Origin of the sequence: Vibrio viridaestus, from assembly GCF_003856525.1 — a bacterium.
GTDB lineage: Bacteria > Pseudomonadota > Gammaproteobacteria > Enterobacterales > Vibrionaceae > Vibrio > Vibrio viridaestus.
On the sequence record NZ_RJVQ01000104.1, the window covers coordinates 1 to 523 of the forward strand.

The 523-nt window shown below is 42.0% G+C and carries 1 tRNA gene and 1 rRNA gene; both read left to right on the forward strand.

What is annotated here, in order from left to right:
• Positions 1 to 109 (forward strand): 16S ribosomal RNA (locus EES38_RS21865); the annotation flags it as partial.
• 61 nt (positions 110 to 170) lie between these two features.
• Positions 171 to 246 (forward strand) — tRNA-Ala (locus tag EES38_RS21870).
• The last annotated feature ends 277 nt before the right edge of the window (positions 247 to 523 follow it).

Below are 523 nucleotides of genomic sequence, written 5' to 3' on the forward strand. Positions count from 1 at the left end.
AGCAGGTAGTTTAACCTTCGGGAGGACGCTTGCCACTTTGTGGTTCATGACTGGGGTGAAGTCGTAACAAGGTAGCGCTAGGGGAACCTGGCGCTGGATCACCTCCTTACACGATGATGATTATTGTCGAGTGTTCACACAGATTGATACGGTTTAGATTTGAGCACTGTGGGGCTATAGCTCAGCTGGGAGAGCGCCTCGCTGGCAGCGAGGAGGTCTGCGGTTCGATCCCGCATAGCTCCACCATCTTTAAGTGTTCTTAGTGAGAATATTTAGAAATGGTTCTTTTGAAGAATCATGCTCTTTAACAATTTGGAAAGCTGACAAAACATTCTTTTTAGAATGTTTGTAAAAGTTCTCAATGTTTATCATTAAGATAAACACCAACACACAATCAAGTGTTCTTGGGAAAACTTACTTTTTAAGTAAGGTTTCAAAATTGAGTCCGGCAAATATCAAAGTCTGCATCATGTTTAAATAATKGCAGACAACTTTGGTTGTTTATCCAGAAGACTCTTTGGGG